Annotated in this window: 21 protein-coding genes, 1 pseudogene and 1 riboswitch; of the genes and pseudogenes, 12 read left to right on the top strand and 10 right to left on the bottom strand. The window is 45.7% G+C overall.

Translation table 11 applies throughout. The features are described from left to right. The first annotated feature begins 90 nt into the window (after positions 1-90). Positions 91-1,509 carry an MFS transporter gene (locus P9687_RS02480; RefSeq protein ID WP_013858870.1) on the top strand — a complete coding sequence of 473 codons (1,419 nt, stop codon included), beginning with the start codon at positions 91-93 and terminating at the stop codon, positions 1,507-1,509. A gap of 194 nt (positions 1,510-1,703) precedes the next feature. Here the strand turns inward: P9687_RS02480 and P9687_RS02475 are convergent. After that, a pseudogene (locus tag P9687_RS02475) lies at positions 1,704-1,920 on the bottom strand (SDR family oxidoreductase); the annotation flags it as partial. A 140-nt stretch (positions 1,921-2,060) separates the two neighbouring features. On the opposite strand from P9687_RS02475, the gene P9687_RS02470 reads away from it, so the two are divergent. After that, positions 2,061-2,336, top strand: coding sequence for a hypothetical protein (locus P9687_RS02470; protein WP_168985967.1), 276 nt, complete (start codon positions 2,061-2,063; stop codon positions 2,334-2,336). A gap of 252 nt (positions 2,337-2,588) precedes the next feature. Here P9687_RS02470 and P9687_RS02465 read toward each other — a convergent pair whose 3' ends face one another. Then, positions 2,589-3,350 carry a 2-keto-4-pentenoate hydratase gene (locus P9687_RS02465; RefSeq protein WP_046721188.1) on the bottom strand — a complete coding sequence of 254 codons (762 nt, stop codon included), beginning with the start codon at positions 3,348-3,350 and terminating at the stop codon, positions 2,589-2,591. A 220-nt stretch (positions 3,351-3,570) separates the two neighbouring features. Further along, positions 3,571-4,005 carry an Rrf2 family transcriptional regulator gene (locus P9687_RS02460; protein ID WP_013858874.1) on the bottom strand — a complete coding sequence of 145 codons (435 nt, stop codon included), beginning with the start codon at positions 4,003-4,005 and terminating at the stop codon, positions 3,571-3,573. Between the two features lie 175 nt (positions 4,006-4,180). Here P9687_RS02460 and hmpA point away from each other — a divergent pair, with 175 nt between their 5' ends. Then, positions 4,181-5,392, top strand: coding sequence for an NO-inducible flavohemoprotein (gene hmpA, locus P9687_RS02455; protein WP_014095649.1), 1,212 nt, complete (start codon positions 4,181-4,183; stop codon positions 5,390-5,392). A gap of 298 nt (positions 5,393-5,690) precedes the next feature. On the opposite strand, the gene P9687_RS02450 is transcribed toward hmpA, so the two are convergent. From P9687_RS02450 to P9687_RS02440, 3 genes are all read right to left on the bottom strand, one after another. Further along, positions 5,691-6,443 carry a sulfite exporter TauE/SafE family protein gene (locus P9687_RS02450; RefSeq protein WP_013858876.1) on the bottom strand — a complete coding sequence of 251 codons (753 nt, stop codon included), beginning with the start codon at positions 6,441-6,443 and terminating at the stop codon, positions 5,691-5,693. Positions 6,444-6,746: 303 nt separating this feature from the next. Next, positions 6,747-7,193 (bottom strand): Dps family protein, encoded by a 447-nt coding sequence (locus P9687_RS02445; RefSeq protein WP_013858877.1) that lies wholly within the window; start codon positions 7,191-7,193, stop codon positions 6,747-6,749. A gap of 320 nt (positions 7,194-7,513) precedes the next feature. Continuing rightward, complete coding sequence (locus P9687_RS02440; protein WP_168985968.1) at positions 7,514-8,500, bottom strand: Gfo/Idh/MocA family protein; 987 nt, start codon at positions 8,498-8,500, stop codon at positions 7,514-7,516. 253 nt (positions 8,501-8,753) lie between these two features. Between P9687_RS02440 and P9687_RS02435 the strand changes: the two genes are divergently transcribed. The 4 genes from P9687_RS02435 (at position 8,754) to P9687_RS02420 (ending at position 13,336) form a co-directional block, all read left to right on the top strand. Next, positions 8,754-9,830: an ATP-binding protein gene (locus tag P9687_RS02435; RefSeq protein WP_035189564.1), complete on the top strand. Its 1,077-nt coding sequence runs from the start codon at positions 8,754-8,756 to the stop codon at positions 9,828-9,830. 222 nt (positions 9,831-10,052) lie between these two features. Next, positions 10,053-11,621: a peptide chain release factor 3 gene (locus tag P9687_RS02430; RefSeq protein ID WP_014095644.1), complete on the top strand. Its 1,569-nt coding sequence runs from the start codon at positions 10,053-10,055 to the stop codon at positions 11,619-11,621. Between the two features lie 116 nt (positions 11,622-11,737). Next, positions 11,738-12,208, top strand: a complete 471-nt coding sequence (locus tag P9687_RS02425; RefSeq protein ID WP_014095643.1) for a hypothetical protein — start codon at positions 11,738-11,740, stop codon at positions 12,206-12,208. A 46-nt stretch (positions 12,209-12,254) separates the two neighbouring features. Continuing rightward, positions 12,255-12,403, top strand: a riboswitch (yybP-ykoY riboswitch). A gap of 129 nt (positions 12,404-12,532) precedes the next feature. Next, positions 12,533-13,336: a TerC family protein gene (locus P9687_RS02420; RefSeq protein WP_017552145.1), complete on the top strand. Its 804-nt coding sequence runs from the start codon at positions 12,533-12,535 to the stop codon at positions 13,334-13,336. Positions 13,337-13,380: 44 nt separating this feature from the next. Here the strand turns inward: P9687_RS02420 and P9687_RS02415 are convergent, their stop codons facing one another. Next, the gene (locus P9687_RS02415) at positions 13,381-13,581 is read right to left on the bottom strand and encodes an alpha/beta-type small acid-soluble spore protein (protein WP_014095641.1); all 201 of its coding nucleotides are present in this window, start codon (positions 13,579-13,581) and stop codon (positions 13,381-13,383) included. Positions 13,582-13,798: 217 nt separating this feature from the next. Here P9687_RS02415 and P9687_RS02410 point away from each other — a divergent pair, with 217 nt between their 5' ends. The 4 genes from P9687_RS02410 (at position 13,799) to P9687_RS02395 (ending at position 16,257) form a co-directional block, all read left to right on the top strand. Continuing rightward, on the top strand, positions 13,799-13,960 hold the full coding sequence (locus P9687_RS02410; RefSeq protein WP_014095640.1) for a hypothetical protein: 162 nt from the start codon (positions 13,799-13,801) through the stop codon (positions 13,958-13,960). Beyond that, positions 13,957-14,094 carry a hypothetical protein gene (locus P9687_RS02405; protein WP_014095639.1) on the top strand — a complete coding sequence of 46 codons (138 nt, stop codon included), beginning with the start codon at positions 13,957-13,959 and terminating at the stop codon, positions 14,092-14,094. Before P9687_RS02410 ends, P9687_RS02405 begins: the two co-directional genes overlap by 4 nt. Before the next feature lie 236 nt (positions 14,095-14,330). Then, on the top strand, positions 14,331-15,848 hold the full coding sequence (locus tag P9687_RS02400) for a PAS domain-containing sensor histidine kinase (RefSeq protein WP_014095638.1): 1,518 nt from the start codon (positions 14,331-14,333) through the stop codon (positions 15,846-15,848). Continuing rightward, positions 15,787-16,257, top strand: a complete 471-nt coding sequence (locus P9687_RS02395; protein WP_168985969.1) for a methylated-DNA--[protein]-cysteine S-methyltransferase — start codon at positions 15,787-15,789, stop codon at positions 16,255-16,257. The genes P9687_RS02400 and P9687_RS02395 overlap by 62 nt, the downstream gene beginning before the upstream one ends. 39 nt (positions 16,258-16,296) lie before the next feature. Here the strand turns inward: P9687_RS02395 and P9687_RS02390 are convergent, their stop codons facing one another. Continuing rightward, positions 16,297-16,719 carry a YkvA family protein gene (locus tag P9687_RS02390; protein WP_168985970.1) on the bottom strand — a complete coding sequence of 141 codons (423 nt, stop codon included), beginning with the start codon at positions 16,717-16,719 and terminating at the stop codon, positions 16,297-16,299. A 357-nt stretch (positions 16,720-17,076) separates the two neighbouring features. Between P9687_RS02390 and P9687_RS02385 the strand changes: the two genes are divergently transcribed. Beyond that, positions 17,077-17,367 carry an aspartyl-phosphate phosphatase Spo0E family protein gene (locus tag P9687_RS02385; RefSeq protein WP_035189548.1) on the top strand — a complete coding sequence of 97 codons (291 nt, stop codon included), beginning with the start codon at positions 17,077-17,079 and terminating at the stop codon, positions 17,365-17,367. A gap of 286 nt (positions 17,368-17,653) precedes the next feature. Here P9687_RS02385 and P9687_RS02380 read toward each other — a convergent pair whose 3' ends face one another. Together P9687_RS02380 and P9687_RS02375 are read right to left on the bottom strand one after the other, a co-directional pair. Next, the gene (locus tag P9687_RS02380) at positions 17,654-19,810 is read right to left on the bottom strand and encodes an ATP-dependent Clp protease ATP-binding subunit (protein ID WP_328228656.1); all 2,157 of its coding nucleotides are present in this window, start codon (positions 19,808-19,810) and stop codon (positions 17,654-17,656) included. A gap of 344 nt (positions 19,811-20,154) precedes the next feature. Next, on the bottom strand, positions 20,155-20,393 hold a 239-nt coding region (locus P9687_RS02375; protein ID WP_328228858.1), incomplete at its 5' end, for a transposase.

The raw sequence follows: 20,393 nt of genomic DNA, 5'->3' as shown, positions 1-20,393 counted from the left end.
TCTTTTATCAATGCAAGTATCAAAAAAACGAATCTTTATAGAAGGGAAGACAGATGCCGAAAACTATCATATAAGGAGTAGATTTGAAAAATGGTATTTAACAAGAAAAAAATTAACATCGTTAATATTCGACAAACGAAAAAAAGTGTGTTTGCTACGGGAGTAGGAAACGCGATGGAATGGTTTGATTTTGGCTTGTATTCTTATTTAGCGGTCATTATCAGCCGGAACTTTTTTAGTGCCGTGGAGAATGACGAGCTGAAATTAATGTTTACATTTGCCACATTTGCGATTGCCTTTTTAATGCGCCCTTTAGGCGGGATTATATTCGGCAGAATCGGAGATAAATATGGAAGAAAAGTCGTTTTAACCATCACGATTATTTTGATGGCCTTTTCCACACTCCTAATCGGTTTATTACCTACGTATGATCAAATTGGAATATGGGCCCCGGTGTTCTTATTAGTAGCCAGAATTATTCAGGGCTTTTCAACTGGCGGCGAATATGCCGGCGCCATGGTCTATATTGCAGAATCTTCCCCGGACAATAAGCGTAATGTGCTTGGAAGCGGACTGGAAATCGGTACGCTTGCCGGCTATATATTAGCTTCACTCCTTGCCAGTACGCTCTTCATCACGCTAACTGACCAGCAGATGGTCACATGGGGCTGGCGAATTCCATTTTTGCTTGGCTTGCCTTTAGGGCTGGTTGGGTTTTACTTGAGAGCCCATTTAGAGGAAACACCCATTTTTGAAAATGAACTTTCCGAGGAAGGTATCCAGGAGGAAAGCTTCCTTTCGATTTTAAAAAACCATAAAAAGGACATTCTGGTATGTTTCGTATCTGTCGCATTCTTTAATGTTACAAACTATATGTTATTATCCTACATGCCATCGTATTTAGATGAGGTTATTGGTTTATCCGGTTCAGCAGGGACGGTATTGATTACGCTGATTATGGTGATTATGGTCCCGCTCGCTTTATTGTTTGGGAAGCTCAGCGACAAAATTGGAAACAAGACGGTTTTAATCATGGGCTTGGGCGGGTTAACATTATTATCTGTCCCTGCATTTTACTTCATCAATATGAATACAATCTTATTCATATTTTTAGGTATTCTCATTTTAGGTATTTTGCTTTCGACTTATGAAGGCACGATGCCTGGTACTTTGCCAACAATGTTCTACACGGATATTCGGCACAGAACACTGGCTGTGACGTTTAATGTTTCTGTATCATTATTTGGCGGCACTACCCCGCTCATCTCAACATGGCTGGTCCACCAAACCGGCAATGCCTTGGCGCCTGCTTTCTATCTGACAATCTTTAGCTTTATCGGCTTTTTCGTCATACTATTCTTATTCCGCAGTACTTCCGGAAAATCTCTAAAGGGTTCGTACCCAACGGTGGCGACGAAGACGGAGTATAAAGAAGCTGTAGAAAATCCAAGACATTCATTATGGTGGCTGATGGAAAAACAAGAGGAAAATAAGCGCCTGTACAATTAAACGGCTGTAGGGAATTTGCATTACTTTATTTGCCGGAGATGGCAGGCTTGCCGGCTTTTTCCGGGTCCCGGCTCAGCCTTTAAACAGAAAAAGCGCCAAAAAATTTGGCGATTTTTCTGTTGGCCAAGGCCCTTAATATTTGGCTGGAAGCGTTAAAAAACTGCAGAAAAGATTTTCTGCAGTTTTTTTTACAATCAGGATGACATTGCCATGCCGCCGTTAATATGGATGCACTGCCCGGTAATATAGGCCCCTTCATCGGAAGCTAAAAGCACATATGCACCTGCATGGTCGGCCGGCTGCCCCGGGCGTCCGAGCGGGGGTTTTAAGCCCGAAGCTTTCCACTGTCTTTTCATCAAAGGTGGAAGGAATAAGCGGTGTCCATATCGGCCCTGGTGCGACCATATTGACGCCCGGAATGGTTGGCCTGCTTACCCGCCGCCGTCAGGGCACCTTATTACCGCCTTGAAAGAATGGCGGCAATAAGGTGAATGAAAACCAGGCAAAAGGGCAAAACAATCTTATCCATCAACCGGAGTGGGAGGTGCGTGATGCACATCAAAGGGAATGTGATTAAAGGAGAATTTGATAAGAAGCGGAATGAATTCTCACTGCAGCATATCAAACAATTTGTTACAGCATCGATCATCAATGTAAACCAGTTCAGATCCTTATATGATTATTTAAAGAAGCACCGGGATGACCATGAAGGCCAAATTCTGACTTTATATGATCAAATGCCGGTCCATTTATCCGCGGAAGACATCCATCTGTTCATAGAAGATCTTGAAAACCTGCAGCCATTGTACCGTCCGGAAGGAATATAATTTTGTAAAACCATGGATCAACTGGCCGGTTATATGATCCCTTTCTCTTTTTGAAAACCCATTTTGCCTGTCTGGTGCGGCATGGACTGGGAACCCCGGCCGATTTTGAAAGCCATCCATTTTAAGTGCCGGGGGAAATCTGCAAACGCGGTTAATTTTAAACACGTGCCTGTATGTCCGCAAAAAAACATCTCCTGTTGGCATTGCCGGAGATGTTTTTTGCCGTTCATTATCTGTGCGGGTGCTTCATTCCTATTCTGTGACCGCCAACTTCACCGTGCCAATTCCTTCAAATTTTCCGCTGTATGTTCCGGCTTCCAGCGGCTTCGGCAGGACAAATGTGCCGGATGAGACAAACATGCCCGGTTCAAGCGCTGCCTGGTGTTCGCCCAGTTTTTTCAGCAGCCATTTTACGGCATGAAGCGGATGCCCCATGACAGCTGAAGATTTGCCTTCATCGAGCACTTTACCGTTAAGGAGCAATTGGCCATGGATATCATCAATATCGCGATATGTATAATCTTTGGCTTCCCCAAAAGCCACTTTTCCGCCGACAGCCCCGTCTGCGCAAACTTGTTCTTTTGGCATTTTAGGGAACCAGTCCTTGAATCGGGAATCAGGAATTTCCAATCCCGGCGCAACTTGTGTCTTTTGGATGATTTCTGCTTCAGACGCATCTGCCGTAAGCCGCTCCTTTACAAGAAAAACCAATTCCAATTCGATCAATGGATGAAGCGTATCTTTGCTCAGGGATATATGGTTTGCCACTTGTTGATCTGTCAACTCGCCGTACAATGGTTCGCGCGCATCGAATAATGCCTGTGTTTCAGGGCTTGTCATGCTGATCTTATATCCTTTTAACGTTTCATGGTTTTCTTTTTTTGCTGCAGTAAAAGCATGCTGCATCCGGTAAGCCTCATCTAAATCGATGCCTGACGGAAAAACATCCTTGTTCAGCGCTTTTCCATTTTTGTAAGCATCATACAAAGTATTTAAAAAAGCTTCCTTTAACATCGCCAAACCACCTTCACCAAAATTTTTATATTTATATAATTTATCTATCATTTTAACACTTTTTGGGAGCGATAGACAAAATTTTTTTGGAATGGGCATTTTTCGGAATAAAAGAGAAATAAAGAGGGAGAGGGGGGACTTAAGCATAATAGTGGGGAAGGAAACGTTAAAAATTCCGGTTTAACCAGGGCCGGGCATTTCAAAAGTGCGGCCCTGGTTGTTAGTGTGCAAGCAGCTGCCGGTAGGACAGGGGGTCTTTTACTAAATCTTCCAGTGTATATTTGTCGAGCACGCGGAGATAAGCGACGAGGGCTTCGTTTAAAACATGCTTTAATCCGCAAACGGGGGAGATGATACAGGCAGAGGCCCCATCTTCCATACATTCCACCAATTTAAAATCATCTTCTGTTATGCGGATCAGTTTTCCAACATTAATTTCGCGAGGATGTTTGTTCAGGCATATGCCGCCTCCCCTTCCGCGCACTGTTTTCACCAGCCCGAGCTGGCTTAACTCGTATGTGATTTTCATTAAATGATTTTTTGAGATGTTGTAGGCATCCGCGATTTCTTTGATGCTGGCTAATTTTCCTTCTTCCAATGAAGCGAGATAGATTAATTCGCGCAAAGCATAATCAGAGTAATGGGTTAAACGCATTGATATCACCTGCCAATCCCATTATACCTGTTCCCGCCGAAAATGGCGTTCATTTTTTTCCTTTCCGGAAAATGTGACAACATTATTAAAGATATATTTAAAATATTGCTTTAAAAACGAAGAAGCACTATCTTAAAGATATATTTTAAATACTACTATTTGGAGAGTGAAAATCATGTTATCGCAGAAAACCATTGAGATCGTAAAATCAACTGTGCCCGTATTAAAAACACAGGGGACGGACATTACTACATACTTCTATAAAACGATGTTTGCCGCACACCCCGAGCTGCTGAATATTTTTAATCAAACGAATCAGTCACAGGGAAGGCAGCAAACAGCACTTGCCAATGCTGTATTAGCGGCTGCTTCTTATATTGACCATTTGGAAACGATCTTGCCGGTTGTGGAACAAATTGCACACAAACACCGCGGCCTGGGCATTCAACCGGAGCATTATCCGATTGTCGGGGAATTTCTGCTGAAAGCCATTAAAGAAGTATTAGGAGATGCGGCCACGGAAGAGGTTTTGCAGGCTTGGGCTGAAGCATACGGATCCATTGCCGACGTTTTCATCGAAGTCGAGAAAAAAATGTACCGGGAAGCGGAAACCAAAAGAGGAGGATGGGAAGGCTTTAAACCGTTCACAGTTGTAAAAAAAGTAAAAGAAAGCAATGCCATTACGTCCTTTTATTTAAAACCGGCGGACGGGGGCCCGGTGCCGTCCTATCTTCCGGGACAATATCTCACGCTGAGAGTAAAAATTCCGGGTGAGACATACTTGTTTAACCGCCAGTACAGCCTTTCATGCGGGCCGGGACATGAGTACTTCCGGATTTCGGTGAAACGGGAAGCGGATCATGAACCAAATGGAAAGGTGTCAACGTATTTACATGATCATGTCAAAACGGGGGATGAGCTTGAGATCAGCGCACCGGCCGGCGCCTTCACACTTGCCGATGAACCAGCACCGGTTGCCCTGATCAGCGGCGGGGTCGGCCTGACGCCGCTGATGAGCATGCTGGAAGCTTTAGCGGATGCCGGCTCTAAACGCGAAATCCATTTTATTCATGCTGCCCGCAATGAAGATTTCCATGCTTTTAAAGCGGAAGCAAAACACCATATTGAAAAGCTTGAAAACGGGCATTATTATTTCGGGTACGGGCATCCCCTTTATGAAAACAGCGGCTGCGATTTCACAGGCCATCTTTCCAAAGCATTTTTGGGAAAGGTGGTAACTGCGCAAACGGTTTGTTATATTTGCGGTCCGGTCCCATTTTTGAAAAATACGGTGCAAATTTTAACTGAGCTTGGCGTGGCCAAAGAAAATATCCGCTATGAATTTTTTGGGCCGGCAATCGAACTGGCTCCGGCTGCAGCCGTTTAAACGAGCGGGGGGAAGAGTGAAAGGCTCACTTTTTCATGCCGGGACATCGTTTTCGGCCAGAACCAGCAACTTTTTGGACGGGACAGCGGATTTTCAAGAGAGGATAAATCCTCGCGTTTTTAAAGCGGGAAAAAGGGGCTGTCCTATTTTGGCTCGTGCGCTGATGATCGATGAAATTCATGAAACGCTTGCGGGAATAGTGGCTGAATTTCACCATCATAAACACCAAATTGGATCATCCTTTCAAAATGAAGGGGCTCCCATCAGCCGTCTAACGACTTTTGGGACAGCCCCTTTTTCAAAAAATCAGCAGCAAGCTTGCGACAATTGGAACGGCAATCATCGAAGACTTGAGCAGCGGGACGGGGGCGCGGTTTGTAAATTTGGCGCCGATGTATGCGCCGGACATTGTGCCGATGACGACTTCCACGAGCAGCCCGAGATCCAGTGTCCCTTGCTGGAAGCTGGCGAGTCCGCCGCCTATTGCAATCGGGATAATGACCATCATGGTTGTGCCGGCAGCCTGGCGGACAGATAAGCCGAGAAGGATCATTAAGCCAAGCTGGATAAATGGCGTCGAGCCGATCCCGAACATCCCTGAGAGCGCCCCGGTTACGATGCCGAGCAAAAGCGAGCGGGCCACAAAACGGGGCCCGGACGGAATGCTTTTTGCCTGGATGGATTGCTTTTGCAGCAAAAACATTCTGAGCCAGAGCAGAAAGGCTGAGAACATGAGCATGCCGGCGGTGAGCCATTTTAGTTCGCCGCTTGCAATATGCGCGGAGACATGGGATCCGGCCCAGGCTCCGGCAGCGCCTATGATGCCGGTTGTAATGCCTGCTTTAATGGAGACATTGCCTTCTCGGTAATGGCTTACCGCCCCGGAAAATGAAGAAAAGATCATGGCTGTTAAAGCAGTCGCAAGCGCGGTATGGATCGAAACGCCGAATAAAATTGTCAGCAGGGAAATGATAAAGCCCGCACCGCCTGCGCCGATAAATCCTAAAATAAGTCCGGTTAAAAACATTGTAATCAAAATGGAAACATGCATGGAAAAGCCTTCTTTCGCGTTGTACTGCTTCCATTTTATCCGGAACTGCAGGCCTTGTCACGCTGCCGGTTTTTAAGAGGGCGCGATCCAGCGTTTGCGTCCGCGGGATGTGCGGTGAGTCATAAAATATGATCACTCTTTTGCCTGTAAAGCCGCCATCATGCAATGGGTGCCGGGGCTTGATGTATTGAATCAGGACAATGAAAAAGCCGGCATTTTAAGGGCCGGATCAAAAAGCGGCGCCCATTTTGCAGCATGAAAAAAAACGGCTCCATTCTTGAAGAACAGGGCCGTTTTGGGGGTTTATTGCGTAACCGGTACAGCGAGCAGCGCGCTCAGCATCCAGATGGTTTTTTCAACGTTTTCCACGAGCGTTGTCGCCATGTCAGCCGTGCCATAATCCTGATTGTCTTCGGCAAGTGCGATCAATTTTTTCAGTTCGACGGCGATCTGTTTGTAGTCTTTTACAAGAGATTCCACCATTTGTTCAGCGGTTAAGCCGGATTTTGCTTCTTCAATGGTTGCAAGTTCAAGGAATTCTTTGAAAGAAGCAGCCGGTTTTCCGCCGATCGCAAGGATGCGTTCTGCAAAATCATCGACCACCGTAGCAGCTTCGTTGTACAGTTCTTCAAATTTTACGTGCAGCGTGAAAAACAGCGGGCCTTTTACATACCAGTGGTAGTGGTGCAGTTTTGTATACAGGACGCTCCAGTTTGCAACTTGCACGTTTAACGCTGTTTCAATATACATTTTCATTCCTCCCCGGTTTTGGTCTTGCTATACTTTTATTATAATATATATCATTTAAAAGTCAATATTAAACAATAATAATTATAAACAAGTTGCGAATGGTGGTAACTTTCCCGGCTTTATCTGGTTTAATAACGATAGCACCAGGCGGCATTCCCCCCGGCCGTCCCGGTTTTCTCCGGTTTTAAAAACGCAAAGGCAAGGACAAGGAGATTCGCTTCTTGCCACTGCCGTCTGTTTTCAAAATTTCGCGCGGCCTGTTGCCCGGTTTTTGCGCTTAAGCTCACGGTACGATCCGGAATCTTTTTTTCGGCCCGGTTTTAGTTTCTGTCGGTTTTAAAGATAATCCCGTTTTGCTTCCGCGATTTTTCGATAACCGAAAGGACTTCATAACTGGACTGGCGCAAGGTTTCATACGTTTTCCTGTCATTTTGCGCGATGATATCGGCGAAATCATTGATTTCATACATCATATTTTGCGCTTCCTGCTCCCGCGAGAAGAGGACCGGCTCCTTTGTCCGCACATCGGCAAATTTCATCTTTTCCAATTCTGAGATGCCTTCAATGATAATGCTGCCTTTTTCGCCGTGGATTTCGCTCGGAATATAAGAATGGGAAATTTTTGAGCAGATCACGGTAATATTGAACCCTTCGTATTGCAGGACAAGGGTGCCAGCCCCGTCAATGCCGTTCCGCAAAAGGACCGGGAAGTACCGGCTGTCTTTCGGTGCGCCGAATAACCAGACCGCAAGCGAAAGCGGATAGACGCCAAGATCCATTAATGCCCCACCGGAGAAGTTCCGCGAGAATACGTTTGGCTCTTCGCCGGCAAGGAATTTATCGTAGCGGGAAGAGTATTGCACATATTGGAAAATTCCGGTTCTGATCTGGCCAACATCCTTTAATTTTTCTTTTAAAAGGGCAGTATTCGGATAATGGATATTCCGGATTGCCTCAAATAAAAATACACCGTTCTGATCGGCAACACGAAAAGCTTCCTTAAATTCTTCCGTATTCGAAAAAATCGGTTTTTCGCAAATGACGTGTTTTTTGTTTTTCAGAAAAACGAGCACTTGTTCAAAATGGAGCGCATTTGGCGACGCGATATAAACAGCATCAATGTTCTCGTTTTTTGCCATTTCTTCAAGATCCGTAAACATATTCGGTGCGCCATGTTTTTCCGCCATTTGTTCAGCGCTTTCTTTTTTGCGCGAGTAAACGGCTTCAAGGGTTAATTTTCCGGATAATTTTGCTGCTTCAATAAAAGCAGAGGTAATCCAGCTTGTTCCAACGGTTGCAAAACGCATAGCATCGCTTCCTTTTCTCATTTTATCTTGATACGTTCATTGTATCACATGTCGAAACGGTTGATAAACAGTGAGGATTCGACATAAAATTTTATAAATAAATGGATATTTTTGTTGAAAAAGATATATAGTTGAAATATATATACATAATCACAGGAATGCCCGGTCTTCATCAGACATATATTGAGCATGAAAGTTCATTTCAAAAAAGCTTGAAATACGGATTGATAGAAAGATAGGCAGGTGCAAAAATATGGGTGTCGGAAAAATACATTATGAATTTATGGATCTCCCGCTCCGCTTTCATCTTTTTTCTGCTGTTGTCGGAATGGACGGTATTTTAAAAAGCATTTCCTCTGATATGCAGACGGTAACGGGTTTTGATGCCGGCGACTGGGTAGGAAGGCCTTTTTCTGCTTTGATGCACCACGATGACCACAACAAATGGGCAGGCATTCTAAATGGAGAGAAAGAAGAAATGGGCCTTTTCATGTACAGGATGAAATCGAAAAACGGTGATTACAAATGGGTGGAGTCCACTTATGCGGTCTTTAAAGATCTAAAATATGGCGAAAAGCCCCATATCCATTTGCTGACGAAGGATATGACGGTGGTCAAGGAATTATACGATTATCTTGTATCATCTGAACAGCTGTCCATGGTCGGGCAGCTTGCCGCGGGCATTGCGCATGAAATCCGGAATCCGCTCACCTCGATTAAAGGTTTTTTGCAGCTGATGCAGGCGGGCGTGATTGATACTGGCCATTACCTTGATATTATGCAAAATGAAATTGAACGGATTGAAATGATTTCAAGCGAGCTGCTTTTTCTCGGCAGGCCGAAAGCATCGGATATGAAAGTTTGCTGCCTGCAAACATTGCTTGATGAAGTGCTTGTTTTAATGGAGACGCAATCGTACGGAAAAAACATCCAAATTGAGACGGTTTTTCCGTCGCAGCCCATTTTTATTTCTTGTGACGATTCAAAAATGAAGCAGGTATTTGTGAATTTAATCAAAAACGGCCTGGAGGCGATGGAAGAGGGGGGAACGCTGACCGTTGAACTTTCGGTGGCCGGGGAACGTGCAGCCGTTGCGATCCGGGATGAGGGAATCGGGATCCCACCGGAAAAATTGGAAAAAATCGGCCAGCCTTTTTATACGACAAAAGAGCGCGGCAACGGGCTTGGTTTAATGGTTTGTTACCAGATTGTAAGAGAGCATAACGGAGACATCTCTATTGATAGCAAACCTGGGGAAGGCACTGTTTTCACCGTGGTACTGCCTTGGGCGGGGCCGGACGGGGAGCAGAAGGCATCCGGCAGTTTTTGATGCGTGCCTGATGGCATCCGGCAATCCATGAAGGCAAGAAGTGGCCGTTTCCGGCAGATTTCTTCCATTGAGAATAAGGAAAAACTGTTGTATGCTTATGTACAGTCTCCAATGGCCGGATGATTTGTGCATTGTTTAACTGTTCATTAGAAAGGTGAGGGCCGATGTAAAAAAACGATGCAAAAATAAACCTACTCTACAATGATTGAAAGGAACTGACATATGGCAGGATTTAAAGATGAAGTGTTATCAAGAAGGACTTTTGCGATTATTTCCCACCCGGACGCCGGGAAAACAACATTGACAGAGAAGCTGCTTCTGTTTGGCGGGGCCATCCGCGCTGCCGGGACGGTCAAAGGTAAAAAAACCGGGAAATTTGCGACTTCCGACTGGATGGAAATCGAGAAGCAGCGGGGCATTTCCGTTACTTCTTCCGTTATGCAGTTTGAATATGCGGGAAAACGGATCAATATTTTGGATACGCCTGGCCACCAGGATTTCAGTGAAGACACATACCGGACACTGATGGCCGTCGACAGCGCCGTTATGATCATTGATGCTGCAAAAGGGATTGAGGCACAGACGATTAAACTGTTTAAAGTGTGCCGGATGCGGGGGATTCCGATTTTTACGTTTATCAATAAATTGGATCGCCAAGGGAGACCGCCGCTTGAGCTGTTGGCTGAACTGGAGGAAATCCTCGGCATTGAATCGTATCCGATGAACTGGCCGATCGGCATGGGGAAAGAATTTCTCGGCATTTATGACCGTTATCACCGCCGCATCGAGCAGTTCCGCGTGGAAGAAGGGGACCGGTTTCTCGCGTTAAATGAAGCGGGTGAAGTGGAAGGGGATGCCCCGATCAAAGAAAACGCGCTGTATGGCCAGGCGTTGGAAGAAATCATGCTGCTCGATGAAGCGGGCAATGAATTTTCGGAGAAGCGGATTGCAAACGGCACGCTGACGCCGGTCTTTTTCGGCAGTGCCCTGACAAATTTCGGCGTGCAGACATTTCTGGAAACGTATCTTCAATTTGCGCCGCCCCCTCAAGGAAGAAAGACGGACGAAGGGGTGGTGGATCCGTTAAGCGAACAATTTTCGGGTTTTGTGTTCAAAATCCAGGCGAATATGAATCCCGCCCACCGCGATCGGATTGCGTTTATCCGTATTTGTTCTGGAAAATTTGAACGCGGCATGTCCGTCACGCTTGCAAGAACCGGAAAACAAATGAAACTGTCCCAGTCAACCCAGTTTCTTGCGGATGACAGGAGCACGGTTGAAGAAGCGGTTAGCGGCGATATTCTCGGCCTGTATGATACCGGCACATACCAGATTGGCGACACAATCTTCTCCGGGAAACAGCCGGTCCAATTTGAAAAGCTGCCGCAATTTACACCGGAACTGTTTGTAAAAGTATCGGCGAAAAACGTGATGAAACAAAAAAGTTTCCATAAAGGGATCAACCAGCTCGTTCAGGAAGGCGCGATCCAGCTGTACCGCACATGGCATACGGAAGATTATATTTTAGGGGCGGTCGGGCAGCTGCAGTTTGAAGTGTTCGAACATCGCATGAAAAATGAGTATAACTCCGATGTCGTAATGGAATCGATCGGTTCCAAAATTCCGCGCTGGGTTGAGGGGGATACGGTGGACGAATCCCTTTCCAGTTCGCGCAGTCTGCTTGTGAAAGACCGTTTCGGAAAACCGTTGTTTTTATTTGAAAATGATTTTGCATTGCGCTGGTTCACGGACAAGCATCCCGACATTAAACTGTATAATCCGATGAATTAAAAAACACTGTGCGGCTTTGCCGTACAGTGTTTTTTGCATTTTTCCGGGGCATGATAAGAACACGTAAAAACGGGAGGATTATGACTAGCCAACTTCAGCTTTAAAGGGGCATGTGCATGAAAAAATTAGCACCGCTTGAGGCGATTGTTTGGAACATTGCCTTGCCAGGGTTTGCCCAGCTTTTGGCGGGCCGTTATGTGAAGGGCATCATGTTTCTTTTTATGGAGTTTCTGATTAATGTGAACAGCCGTTTTAATGAAGCGATCATGCTCAGTTTTCTCGGAAGAACAAGGGAAGCCGGCAACATTGTCGATTACGGATGGCTGATGTTTTATCCTTGTCTATACTTTTTTGCCATGTGGGATGCATATAAAATGGCCCGCGGTAATCTTCAGCCGTATAGTTATCTGCCTTTTGTGTTTGCTGCTTACTTTGTAACGCTCGGATTAATGCTCTCCCCTGCGGTTATCGTCCGGCAAAAGATGCCCGGGCCTGTTTTTTTCCCGATGCTTTGCACCATCCCTGGACTTTTGGCCGGCGGGCTGCTCCGCATAATTTTAACGCGAAAATCGCATAAAAATAGTTGACGGAAATGGATGGATCCCATATAATCAAAATAACAGAATACTTTTGACAATTGTCAAAGGGGAGTAGCGTTAAGTGTGCATGGCACACTTAAAACAAAGTCGTCATTACATGATCCGTTTCGGCGGTCATCGGCTTTGTTGGCACCATTCGGATGTCTAGCAAGACCTTTGCCTGTACTGGCAAAGGTCTTGCTTTTTGTCTTTACAGGAAATTGTCAAAAGTGGCACTTCACTGATCACGCCGGTACGCGTCTTGGACCGGAATGCCGCTTTTGATCTGTAAGGGCAATGGTTCCGGGTGCCGGCAAAGGAGGACTTTGTGGAATGGATTTATCAATGCTATTCGAATATGCATGGGTGTTATGCGTATTGGTCGGACTGGAAGGAATTTTAGCTGCGGATAATGCGGTCGTGATGGCGGTGATGGTCAAACATCTGCCGCACGCGCAGCAAAAAAAAGCGCTCTTTTACGGGCTTCTGGGCGCATTTGTATTCCGGTTCACTGCCCTGTTTCTCATTTCGTTTCTTGCAAACATATGGCAGATTCAGGCTGTCGGGGCCGCTTACTTGTTTTTTATTATGATCCACCATTTTGTAAAAAAGCACCGGGAAAATGGCCCAAAACTTGCCGAAGCCGCATCGAAGCCGGTTTCTTTCTGGATGACCGTTTTTAAAGTGGAACTCGCCGACATTGCGTTTGCCATTGATTCTATGCTTGCAGCTGTGGCCATGGCTGTGACGCTGTCCCCGGCCGGCTCGTTTCAAATTGGGGGAATTAACGGCGGACAGTTCAGCGTTATGTTTTTAGGCGGGGTGATCGGACTGGTGATAATCCGCTTTGCTGCCAACCGGTTTGTCCGCCTGCTGGAAAAATATCCGGGCCTTGAAGATGCCGCTTTTCTGATTGTCGGCTGGGTCGGGGTGAAATTGCTCGTTTTTACGCTTTCACACCCGGGCGTCGGGCTGATTGATGAACATTTCCCGGAGTCTGCTTTGTGGAAACTGATTTTCTGGGCGGTGATGCTTGCGATCGCAGCGGGCGGCTATTTTTTCTCCGTCCGCAAAAAAAATCGCAATAAAGAGGCGCAATCCGCCGGGAAATCGGGTAAAAAGCAGCAACAGATGTAAAAAAACCGGCAAAGCAGGCGAATCCCGCTTTGCCGGTTTTTCTTTTATTCCGGATTTTGCCCCAAAAGGCGGGACTGGGCCTCGCGCACGAGCCGTTTTGTCATTTCTCCGCCTACCGATCCGTTTGCCCGAGATACGGTATCCGATCCGAGCTGCACGCCAAATTCTTGCGCTATTTCATACTTTACTTGGTCCATGTATGCCTCAATCCCCGGTACCAACAATTTATTGCTGTTTCTCGCCATCATCATTCTCCTTTTTTTAAAAAATTGGCTCCTCTTTCTGCCGCCCGTATTGCGGCTTCAGCCTTTATGAATAGTATCGGCTTGCAGGAAAGAATTATGTTTGGAAACAGTTGTATTTGCATGCACCCTGAGCCGGTTTTGACAGATATTGCAGCCATAAGGGCGGTGGTGCGCGGGCATGCTAATGATGCAGGCAACCTGAAATGGAGGGGACGGCATGGCGAAACGAAAAGCGGAATTTGATGCAGCCGCGAAAAATAACAAAACCCCGAAAGAGAATCTGGCTGAAACAGCTTTCTCCACGGAATTTGCCCGCGGGGAAGAAGCGGTGAAAGGGGCAAACCGGAATTCAAAAAAAGGCAGGAAAGGGCGTTCATGAACCGCAGGAAACAAAATGTCCGGGAAGAAGCGGGGCTGGAATTCGGGGACATCAATGCCGGGAAGATATATGAAATCATGGCTGAAAGCGGAACCGGCAAAAAAAGAAAAAATGCAAAAAAAAATAAAAAATGAGGATGGCAGCCGCCATCCTTTTTTGCGGAAATGGCAGCAGGAATTCCACCGTTGGACCACGAATTATCACCATATCATCCATCTTGCCAATTTCATTTGACATATCTTCTCAAAAAGAATATGTTCTTAAATAGCAGCTGGAAACCCTTATGCAGCAGACTTTTCCAGACATTTGTTGTGAACAGAAATATCATAAATTCAGGGGCATGCTTCTTATGAAGAAGGAGAGAACAAATTTGGGAACAGATCAGTTTATGAGTCAAAAGAAAAGGGGACTTGTATTAAGAGATCATGAGCAGCTTTACCGAACCCTTTTTTTGGAAGCAATGGATGCAATTGTATTTTGGGATCAAAACGGACAGATCCTGTTGGCGAACGAAGCAGCTTTAAAAATTTTCGAGTGTACAATGGAAGAGTTTGTCGGGAAAAAGCTGAGCGATTTTGTTTATGTCGAAAACGGTGGGAATTGCCGGAAGTTCGACAGGCTAAACCAAATCCCGGCGGCCCGCGAAGAACTGCTGTTTAAAATGCCGAACGGGCAGCTGAAGCATCTCGAGTTTACATCCCGGTATATTAGCGCGGAAAATTACCATATGACCATTTTTCGCAACGTGAGCAGCCGTTACAAGATGGAACAGACGCTGCGGGACAGCGAGGAACGGTTCCGGAAAGTGTTCGAAGGATCGATCGACGGGATGGTCTTATGGAACTGGGATTTGAAAATTGTCGATATCAACCCTGCAGCTGCAAACTATTTCGACTGCAGCCGGGAAGATGCGATCGGGAAGAGAATCCAAAATTTATTGCTTACCAATGACGAAAAAATGCAAAAAGATTTTCTCCGCCATCTTTTTCAGTTAAAAGAGAACGGGACGGCAGATTATTTGTTTACTGCTTCAAAAGCCAATGAAACGAAATATTATGAGATTACGTCAAAAGGGAACCTGACGTCAAATATGAATTTAACGGTCATCCGGGATATTACTGAAAGAAGGGCGATGCAGGAGCAGCTTCGCAAATCGGATACCCTGAATATTGTCGGGGAGCTCGCGGCCGGCATTGCCCACGAAATCCGCAATCCGATGACGGCTTTAAAAGGTTTTATCCAATTGCTGCAAAACAGCATGAAAGAGGAAGAGCATTCATTATATTTTAATGTGATTACATCAGAACTGGCGCGGATTGAAGCGATTATTACCGACTTTCTGGTGCTGGCAAAGCCGCAGGCCATCCAGTTCCAAAATCACGATGTCCGAAAAATCATGCGCGATACAATTGGTTTGCTGAACGCCCAGGCGCTGATGCACAATATCCAGATTTCCTGCCACTTTGACGAGGGACTTCCGGATGTTTATTGCGAAGGCAACCAGATCAAGCAGGTCTTTATCAATATTATTAAGAATGCAATAGAAGTCATGCCGGATGGGGGCAAAATAGATATCGCGATTTGTTACGAAAAGGAAAAAGGGCTTGTCCATACGAGCATCCGCGATGAAGGGGAAGGCATCCCGGACGATAAAATAGAAAAGCTGGGCGAGCCGTTCTATACGACAAAAGAAAGAGGAACCGGACTTGGTTTGATGATCAGTTATAAAATTATAAAGGAGCATAAAGGCTTCATTCAAGTTCAAAGCAAAGTGCGGGAAGGCACAACTTTTCATATCTTTCTTCCCGTGCACCAGGAAGCAGGTGATGAAAATGGCTTTTATTTGGCTGGAAAGCCCAATCGGACCTTTAACAGTAAGGGCGAATGAAAGGGGCATTACGGCCGTTTCTTTCGGAAAAACAGATGAAGAGGGCATGCCGGAACCCCGCCACCCGCTGCTTCTGTGCGCAGCCAGTGAACTGGAAGCGTATTTTGCAAAGAAAAGAACCCGTTTTGATGTGCCGGTTTCTGTTTCCGGCACTCCCTTTCAAATGGCGGTTTGGGCAGCGCTGAAAAAAATTCCGTATGGAGAAACGTGCTCGTATCAAGACATCGCCGAGGCTGTCGGGAACCCGAAAGCCGTGCGGGCCGTCGGGCAGGCGAACCGGAAAAACCCTGTTCCGATCCTGATCCCCTGCCACCGCGTGATCGGAAAAGACAAGTCGTTAACAGGCTATGCCGGGAGCCGGATCGATCAAAAAGCATTCCTGCTCCGTCTTGAAGGGGCGATTGTCTAAAAGGGGTATCGTTTTTCAAAGTCCCGCGCGGCCTTCAGCTCAACTTTTCTCTCTTTTGTTTTTCCATTGCAAAAATTTTTCCAAATCCGGGGTCACTTGCGTCAGAAGAAAAGCGAGCACGGCGGTATCGTCAACAAGGCCCGCACCGGCAAGAAAATCAGGGACGATGTCAATGGGAGATACGAAATAAATAAGGCCGATTACAATCATGAGAATCGTCCGGTACGGAACAGTGCGGTATTCGCCTTTTGCCCATGCCCTGACAAGCTGGAAAAGGATGCGGATTTTACTCCACATATTGGCGAGCGTGATTTTGTTGGAGAGCGCTTTTTTCTCCGCGCGGTTAACCAGATCACCGGTTTTTTCCTGGTCGTTTAAATACTGTTTTGCTTTTGAACGAAATAACCACCCGGCTGCTTTTGCCAGTAGAAAATTTTTAGCCATCTGCTTCACTTCTTTCATGTCTTTTTCTCTTTTATTTTTCCACTGCATGACCAAAAAAAACATAGAGCTGTAAAAAACGGGTGGTTTTTTCGGGAGATGTGAAAATTTTTGGTGAAAATTTTGTCTAATATTGCGATTGTATTTACATTTCCGTCAAGACCTGCGATACTACTTTAGTAATGGTAAAATAAGCAGGATGGGGGCAGGGCTTTTGCGCCTTTCCGGCTTGCAGCGCAACTTTTGTCACGATGCCATCATGCGGAAAACCGGCAGTATCATCCGCCATTTTCCATGTGTAACACCTCACATTTTTGAAGCATAATCGGGGGATAACAATCATTCAATAGAAAAAGAGAACTAAAGGAGAATTTTGAAGTGGACACGCACATGTTAGAGGAGAACAAGTATCTGTACAGGATTCAGAAAAAACGCCAGGAAATGATGGAACTTGGGAAAAAACTGGGCCTGACGCATGAGAAAACGGTTCAGTGCAGTCAGCAGCTGGATTCGCTCATGAATGAGTATGAAGCCTATCGGAAGCAGTACAATACCCGGTCATCCGAAATGGTGATTATTCGGGAAATGTCATTCATATTGTATGAAAAAGTGCAGCGGCTCAATTTGGCTGAAGCGAGAAAAACGTATAAAGCCATGCAGATTGTTTAACGAACAGGGGAACTGCTTCCAACCTTTTGCATCTTGATTTTGCTCCTTTGAGTGCGGATGAATCCCTGATCAATATTCCGGATGAATATGTTTCCCGCCTTTTTGTTTGGACTGGTTTTGTGCCGGGGAATAGAACCCGACCTTCTTCCGATTGATTACAACAATCAGGTTTGGACTGCGTTCGATCTATTTACAGGCATAAAAAAATCCGGCAGACGGCCCGTGTTGTCCATCTGCCGGAATGCATAAAACCGGCATGGGCTGTGTCCGCATGCCGGTTTTTGCTTTATTTTTCCGCGATGACAATGTCGCCTTCGCGAACTTCCGCTTTTAAGTTTTTGCTTTCCGGATGGTCGAGGATAAAGTCGGCGATCCGGTCTTCGATTTTTTCCTGGATGACGCGGCGGATCGGGCGTGCCCCAAATGCCGGGTCATAACCGAGTTCGGCGATTTTTTCTTTCGCTTCTGCTGTCACGTCAAGTGTAATCGCTTGTTCGTTCAGCGTTTCATCCAGTTCACCGAGCATCAGGTCAACAATTTTAACCAAATGTTCTTTTTCAAGTGGTTTAAATTCGACAATGTTGTCGAAACGGTTCAGAAACTCCGGTTTGAAGAAGTCGCCGAGCGAATCGAGAATATTCGATTCTTTGATCGCTTCGCTTTTAGCAAATCCGACTGTTTTATGCTTAAATTGGGTGCCGGCGTTGCTCGTCATAATGATGACGGTATCTTTGAAGCTGACCGTCCGCCCTTGGGCATCGGTTAAGCGCCCGTCATCGAGAATTTGCAGAAACATGTTCAAAACATCCGGGTGCGCTTTTTCAATTTCGTCGAGCAAAATAATGCTGTACGGGTTGCGGCGCACTTTTTCCGTCAGTTGGCCGGCATCTTCATAACCGACATAGCCGGCAGGTGCCCCGATCAGTTTCGAGACGCTGTGTTTTTCCATATATTCGCTCATGTCAAGCCGGATCATCGCATCTTTCGTGCCGAACAGTTCTTCCGCGAGCCGTTTTGTCAGTTCCGTTTTTCCGACGCCGGTCGGGCCGACGAACAGGAACGAACCGATCGGGCGACTTTGCGCTTTCAGGCCGGCACGCGAACGGCGGATTGCTTTCGCTACTTTCCGGACGGCTTCTTCCTGGCCGATCACCTTTTTAGCAAGGTTTTCTTCCAGATGCTGCAGTTTTTTCGCTTCATCCGCTTCGAGTTTGCCGACCGGAATACCCGTTTTCTTTTCGACAATTTCCTGAATTTGCATGACATCGACAACCGGTTTGGCTTCAACTTGGCCGGAAGTAGCCAGCTCGTTCAGTTTTTGTTCTTCTTTTTTCAATTCAGCTGCTTTTTCATAGTTTTCTGTTGCAAGCGCAGTTTGTTTTTCCTGTGCAATTTCAGCAAGCCGTTTTTGGATATCTTCTTTGCTCGGAACCGCAATCGTCAGGTTCAATTTCGAACCGGCTTCATCCATCAGGTCAATTGCCTTATCCGGCAGGAAGCGGTCCTGGATGTAGCGGTGCGACAATTTCGCACAAGCTTCAAGCGCTTCATCGGTATAGGCAACGTGATGGTAGTTTTCATACCGGTCTTTTAAGCCGCGCAAAATCATGACGGTTTCTTCAAGGGTCGGTTCATTGACTTGTACCGGTTGAAAACGCCGTTCAAGTGCGGCATCTTTTTCAATTTGCCGATATTCTTTCAAAGTTGTCGCGCCGATCACCTGGATTTCGCCGCGGGCAAGCGCCGGTTTCAAAATATTGCCAGCGTCCATCGAACCTTCTGCAGAACCTGCGCCGACAAGCAGGTGAATTTCGTCAATAAACAGAAGTACGTTTTTCCGTTGTTCGAGTTCGGCAATCAATTTTTTCATCCGTTCTTCAAATTGACCGCGGATGCCCGTGTTTGCAACAAGTGAAGCCACATCGAGCAAGTAAACTTCTTTATGCCGCAGTTTAGCCGGAACTTGTTTTTCAACAATTTTTAAAGCGAGCCCTTCCGCAATGGCGGTTTTCCCGACGCCAGGTTCGCCGATTAACACCGGGTTGTTTTTATTGCGCCGGTTTAAAATTTCAATGACGCGGGCGATTTCTTCATCACGGCCGATAACAGGGTCGATTTGCCCGGCCCGTGCAGCGGCGGTCAGGTTGCGGCCGAACTGGTCAAGTAGTCCGTTGCCACCGCCTTGTGTTTGCGTTTGTACGGTTTGTTTCGCGCCGTTCGGCTGGAACCCGTTGGCATTCATTTGGTTAAAGAGGTCGTTGAATCCTCCGAATCCGAAGTTTCCAAATCCGTTATTCATAAACATGCCTCCCCAGTTGTTTTCGAATTTTGCACGTTCTTTTTGGTAGCAGGACTGGCATAGGTTCAATGTTTTTTGGTTTCCGTTCACATTTATATGCATTCCGATCGTCGCTTCGTTTTGATGGCATTTGTCACATAACATCAAACATTCCTCCTTTGATCGGTTTGATTTTGACTATCTTTGACTAATGAGATTGAAAAACAATCAAAGCGTTTTGATTTGCTTTGACCTTGATTGGGAATGAGTATAGCTCAAAATTTCACAAGATGCAAATCTTTTGCATGCACCTCAGTTCTGAAGAGTAAATTCATCAATTTTTAGATGTTTTATGATAAAATGACTTATCCACATTTAGAAAATTTTTCCATCTATTTTTTCTGCTTTCAAAGTCAAAAAGAGCCGAATTTGCAAATTTCTTTTTTAAAATTGTGGATAACTTCAAAAAAACCTTTTTTTACATCACATCCTTTGCTATAATATAACCATTAAGTAAACCTTACTTGTATTGGCTTACTTAAATGGGTGAAATCCTCGTCTGTTAAAATGCGTGTCCGAAACGATTCCAACAGATTTGAGGATTTTTCTTTTGCCGTTTTTTTGAGTGCTTTTAAGATTGACGAACCTTTTTCAAACAGCTGTCTAATAATATCTGTTATTTGAACTAATAAATAATGATTTTTCATGGCTGTGTAGTTTTGGCTATTGGCATGTTCTATATTGTAAC

The organism is Weizmannia sp. CD-2023 (assembly GCF_036225245.1).
GTDB classification, from domain to species: domain Bacteria; phylum Bacillota; class Bacilli; order Bacillales; family Bacillaceae_C; genus Weizmannia; species Weizmannia faecalis.
Note: the sequence above shows the minus strand (reverse complement) of the source record. Positions and strands in the feature narration are given on the sequence as shown.